The sequence below is a fragment of the Catenibacterium faecis genome, assembly GCF_014306455.1.
Classification (GTDB): domain Bacteria; phylum Bacillota_I; class Bacilli_A; order Erysipelotrichales; family Coprobacillaceae; genus Catenibacterium; species Catenibacterium mitsuoka_A.
Genome location: NZ_JACRWG010000088.1, coordinates 1 through 5,316, shown reverse-complemented (window position 1 = coordinate 5,316; position 5,316 = coordinate 1). Strand labels below are relative to the sequence as shown.

7 protein-coding genes are annotated in these 5,316 nt (G+C 32.8%); 3 read left to right on the top strand and 4 right to left on the bottom strand.

All coding sequences use genetic code 11. The annotated features are described in order from the left end of the window. Positions 1–120 precede the first annotated feature (120 nt). Positions 121–1,122 carry a tryptophan--tRNA ligase gene (gene trpS / locus H8909_RS12390; protein ID WP_187013042.1) on the top strand — a complete coding sequence of 334 codons (1,002 nt, stop codon included), beginning with the start codon at positions 121–123 and terminating at the stop codon, positions 1,120–1,122. Between the two features lie 24 nt (positions 1,123–1,146). Here trpS and H8909_RS12385 read toward each other — a convergent pair whose 3' ends face one another. Together H8909_RS12385 and H8909_RS12380 are read right to left on the bottom strand one after the other, a co-directional pair. After that, positions 1,147–1,989, bottom strand: a complete 843-nt coding sequence (locus H8909_RS12385) for an undecaprenyl-diphosphate phosphatase (protein ID WP_022424467.1) — start codon at positions 1,987–1,989, stop codon at positions 1,147–1,149. A gap of 96 nt (positions 1,990–2,085) precedes the next feature. Then, complete coding sequence (locus tag H8909_RS12380) at positions 2,086–2,460, bottom strand: RidA family protein (protein ID WP_117458289.1); 375 nt, start codon at positions 2,458–2,460, stop codon at positions 2,086–2,088. 116 nt (positions 2,461–2,576) lie between these two features. Between H8909_RS12380 and H8909_RS12375 the strand changes: the two genes are divergently transcribed. Both H8909_RS12375 and H8909_RS12370 read left to right on the top strand, forming a co-directional pair. Beyond that, a complete protein-coding gene (locus H8909_RS12375) occupies positions 2,577–2,999 on the top strand; it encodes a hypothetical protein (RefSeq protein ID WP_187013041.1) in 423 nt (140 codons plus the stop codon). 103 nt (positions 3,000–3,102) lie between these two features. Further along, on the top strand, positions 3,103–3,711 hold the full coding sequence (locus tag H8909_RS12370; RefSeq protein WP_022424464.1) for a recombinase family protein: 609 nt from the start codon (positions 3,103–3,105) through the stop codon (positions 3,709–3,711). 12 nt (positions 3,712–3,723) lie between these two features. Here the strand turns inward: H8909_RS12370 and H8909_RS12365 are convergent, their stop codons facing one another. Both H8909_RS12365 and alr read right to left on the bottom strand, forming a co-directional pair. Continuing rightward, a complete protein-coding gene (locus tag H8909_RS12365; RefSeq protein ID WP_117458286.1) occupies positions 3,724–4,041 on the bottom strand; it encodes an FmdB family zinc ribbon protein in 318 nt (105 codons plus the stop codon). Beyond that, positions 4,031–5,107, bottom strand: a complete 1,077-nt coding sequence (gene alr, locus H8909_RS12360; RefSeq protein ID WP_187013040.1) for an alanine racemase — start codon at positions 5,105–5,107, stop codon at positions 4,031–4,033. Before alr ends, H8909_RS12365 begins: the two co-directional genes overlap by 11 nt. Positions 5,108–5,316 lie beyond the last annotated feature (209 nt).

The window sequence follows — 5,316 nt, the reverse complement described above, 5'->3', positions numbered from 1 at the left end:
GTATACCACCTCTCTTTGATTATACTATTATATCGAGATGCACACTAGAGTTTTGGGGGATTTGAGTTTGGTTATATATTTGTGTCCGCGCAACAAAGGCGCGGGGAAATGGAGAAAATTATGAAAAGAATGCTAAGTGGTATTAAACCTACAGGACGTGTTACTTTAGGTAACTACATTGGCGCTATTAAGCCATTTGTACAGTTCCAGAATGAATATGAAATGATTATCTTTGTCGCTAATCTTCATTCAATGACTATTTACCAGGAACCTAAGGATTTAAGAAAGAATACAAAAGATTTAATCGCATTATATATTGCAGCTGGATTAGATCCTGAACAGGTAACTTTATTCCTACAGAGTGATGTCTTAGAACATGCTCAGCTTGGATGGTATTTAGGATGCATGGTCTCTATGGGTGAATTATCACGTATGACTCAATATAAATCAAAGAAACTTGAAGCAGAAGAAAAAGGCGGACATATTGGTGCTGGTATCTTCAACTACCCTTCTTTAATGAATGCGGACATCTTAATGTATGATCCAGATTATGTACCTGTAGGAGAAGACCAAAAACAGCATGTAGAGCTTGCTAGAAACGTAGCAGAACGTTTTAATAGCCGTTATAGTGATACTTTCAAGCTTCCTGAACCTATCATTCCTAAAGTAGGTGGACGTATTATGGACTTACAGGATCCTACTAAGAAGATGAGTAAATCATCACCTAATGGCAAAGGATGTATTTATGTATTAGATCCAATTAATGTATCTAAGAAGAAAATCTTATCTGCAGTGACTGATAGTGATTCACATGTGAAGTTTGACCCAGAAAATAAGCCTGGTATTTCTAACCTACTTGAAATCTATTCTATTATTTCAGGTAAAACTATTGAAGAACTTGAAACAATGTATGAAGGTAAGGGTTATGGAGATTTCAAGAAGGATCTTGCAGAAGTTGTCGGAGACGAACTTCAGAGAATTCAAGACCGTTATAATGAAGTCTTAGATGGTGATTATCTTGATAATATTCTTGAAGCAGGAGCAGAGAAAGCAAGAAGAATTGCAAGAAAAAAACTTGCAAAGGTTGAAAGAAAGATTGGTATTACAATTAAGAAAAAATAAAACAATGGCTCGCGCCATTGTTTTTTATTTAATGATGAAGAAATATGCAAGTACTAATAGTCCTAATACAATTCTATACCATCCAAATACCTTGAAGTCATGCTTCTTGATATAGCTCATTAAGAACTTGATGATTAAAATTGATGATACAAATGCGACTAGCATACCAAGTCCTAATACTGCAAGCTGTGAAGCTGTAAATGCAAGACCAAACTTAACTAGTTTTAATAAGCTTGCGCCAAACATAACAGGAATAGCTAAGAAGAATGTGAATTCTGCAGCAACTGTACGACTAACACCTAACATTAATCCACCAAGGATTGTCGCACCAGAACGAGATGTACCTGGGAAAATAGCTGCAATTAACTGGAACATACCAATTAAGAAAGCAGTTTTACCATTGATAGCTTTTAAAGAGTTAATCTTAGGTCTTAATGATGCATTTCTATTTTCAATTACGATAAATCCAATACCAAAGATAATTAATGCTAGAGCAACACATGGTGGATTATAGAATAATGCTTCAAATACATCATCAAATAATAATCCTACTACTGCAGCTGGGATACATGCAAAGATGATCTTAAGCCATAAGTCAAAGATATCTCTATCTACATATTTAAAGAAACCTTTTACCATTGGATTTGTATTCTTCTTAAATGGCCAGATCTGATTCCAATAGATAACTACTACTGCAAGAATAGCACCTAACTGAATTACAACCTGGAACATAGAATAGAAATCTTTAGAAACATCTAATTTCACAAATTCATTTAATAAAATCATATGTCCAGTACTACTGATAGGTAACCACTCAGTGATTCCTTCTACAATACCAAACAAAATAGTTTTTAAATAGAGTAACATATTAATCTCCTTTTTTATTGTCTTTTTGATTATGGCACAATTCTTATTATTTTCAAGGTTTTAAGCATAAAAAAAGACTTTCTCGGATGAGAAAGTCTATTTTACTGCAACGACTTCAACTTCTAGTAAAGCACCTTTAGGAAGTTTAGCAACTTCTACAGCACTTCTTGCTGGATAAGGTTCTTCAAAGTATTCAGCATAGATACCATTCATAGTTGCAAAATCATTAATATTATCTAAGAATACAGTTGTTTTCACAACATTCTTGAATGTAAGATTCTGACTTTCAAGTAAACCTTTTACATTATCTAATGCACGTCTAGTCTGTGCTTCGATACCTTCTGGCATCACGCCTGTTTCAGGATCTAATGGAATCTGTCCTGAGAAGAAGATCATATTGCCAATATCAATTCCCTGGCTATATGGTCCAATAGCACCTGGTGCTTTGTCTGTTTTTACTACTTTAGTCATTTGTACATCCTCCTAATGCCCTCATTATAACATTCTTATACACTAAAGTGAAACATAAGATATTGTCATAAAGGGTAGAATTTGCTACAATATTTAAGCGGAGGCATACAAGAATTATGAAAGATTTTATCAAGAAATTTGCACGTGAAATCAGTGTTTTTGGATTAGTACTTGTTGTATTCCTTGGATTATTTATTTATCGTCAGGCAACATATGCAACATATACAACTTTATCAAGCACTAAGTTTGAACAGAAGATTGAAAACAAGGATAGTTTCATTCTTGTTGCAGGTAATAGTTCTGATAATACTATGAAGTCTTTCCAGGAAGTAATGACTACTTACCAGACAAAGAATAGAAAAAATAAAATTTATTATGTTGATACAAAAGGAAAGTCTTCTAATTACCTTACCAAGAAATTAAATGTCAATGTCTCTACACCTTGTACATTTATTATTAAAAAAGGTAAAGTGACTGCAAAATATCCAGGTGCTCTACAGTACTACTATTTCAAAGATTTTATAAATGCAAACCTATAAAAGAGATTGCCCAAAAGGCAATCTTTTTACTTGCAAAAATTTTTTTAACATATATAAGAAGTGTATATTTTGTATAATCTCCATAATTAATGGAGGTATGGATATGAAATATGCTTATATTAGAGTTTCTACTAAAGATCAGAATATTGATAGACAGGTAGAAGCAATGAAAGAGGCTGGTATTGATAAGAGTAAGATGTTTATTGATAAGCAGTCAGGCAAAGATTTTGAACGTAAGAATTATAAGAAGATGTTAAGAAAGCTGAAGGCAGGTGATGAAGTGTATATTAAGTCTATTGATCGACTTGGTAGAAATTATGATGAGATTATTGAACAATGGAGAATACTGACAAAAGATAAGGATGTAGATGTGAGTGTATTAGATTTTCCACTTCTTGATACAAAAAATAAGATCAATGGCTTAACAGGAAAGTTTATTGCAGATCTTGTATTACAGATATTGTCCTATGTTGCCCAGATAGAAAGAGAAAATATTAGACAAAGACAAGCTGAAGGTATTAGAATTGCAAAAGAAAAAGGTGTGAAGTTTGGTAGACCAGTCATGGATATTCCAGAAAATTTTGATTCTATTTATCAGCTTTGGGAGAATAATTTAATTAGTTTAAGAGAAGCAGGAAGGATGCTGGAAATAAGTCATACGACATTCCAGAGACTTGCAAAAAGATATAATAATAAAGATGTCAGCCGTTAAGCTGACATCTTTTTACTTCTTGAATTCTATTTCATTAAGTGGTACATCATTTTTTAACTTGTGGTTACAATTAGGACATCTCTGTTCTACACCAGTCACAAAACTTCTAGACTTTGTAAAAATATCAACATGACCACATGAGTCACAACGACATCTTTTCATTAAAGTAAAATTATAAGCCATAAGTAAGATATAAAGCACAACAGTCCCAATAGTTCCAGGTAAACCCCATGACATAAAGAAGCTGACTAATATACCAATAATTAATAAGAAGTTAGAACCGATTTCTATTCTTCTAATTGTTTTCGCATATTGATTTCTACTTTTCATATATTCTCTCCACTCTTGGTGAAATGAGACAGATGATTTCATAAGGGATTGTATTGATTTCTTTAGCCATTTTCGCAAGTGAGATATGTTCTCCAAAGATTTCCACATCATCCCCAGGTTTTACATTTTCATCTACCTTCACCATGCACTGATCCATACATACTCTTCCTACTACAGGATAGTAATGACCATTAATATAGACTTCTCTACCCTGATTAGCGCGTGTAAATCCATCTGCATAACCAATTGGTAAAGTCGCAATATATTGGTCCTCATCAGCTGTATAAGTCATACCATAACCAATCTTTTCACCTTTAGGTACAACTTTAACCATTGCAACTTTTGTATAAAGACTCATAGCTTGTTTTAAATCACTATTTTCTTCACCACGTGGATCTACACCATACATCGCAATACCAATACGTGTCAAATTACCATAGTCTGAATGATGGAACATCATAGCAGCTGAGTTATCACAATGAACATATTTAAAACGGTTATTACCTACAATAGATTTAAATAAAGCCAATTGTTTTTCATATTCATCATCCTGAGAGAAATCATCTGCTGTCGCAAAATGAGTAAAGATTCCTTCTACATCAATCTTGGAAGAATCAATCATTTCCATAGCCTTTTCAAATTCTTTTTCTGTCTTAAAACCAATTCTGTTCATTCCTGAATCAATACTTAAATGAACCTTAACAGGGGCATCATAGTGATGCATTTCATTAATCTTATTTAAGTAATCAAAAGAGAATAAAGCAAGGCTGATATTCTTCTTAATCGCAATATCTAAGTCTTCTAGTGGTATTGCACCTAATACTAGAATATCCTGTTTTACACCTAAATCTCTTAAGTCTACAGCTTCTTTTAAAGTAGCCACTGCAAACATCTGAATAATAGATTCATCCTTTAAAACAGAAGCAACTTCCTTATAGCCATGTCCATACGCATTTGCTTTAATGATAGCCACCATAGGCTTTTTAGTTTTTTTATATAATGTTTCTACATTTTCTTTAATATAATCTAAACGTACTTTTGCATACGTATCACGATAACGTGTCATTTTATATTCCTCTTTTCCTCAAGTAAAAAGTATAAACTAGAGATTTATACTTTTCAAGAACTGTTTGAAAAAGCAGCACTAACGTGCTGCTTCAGATTGTTGACAAATTAAATGAAAATATCAATTGGGCTATCCCAAATTGGTATTTTCATTTTTTGTTTGCTTGAAATATTCGTATATCACTCTAAATATAAAAAGGCAAGCATATT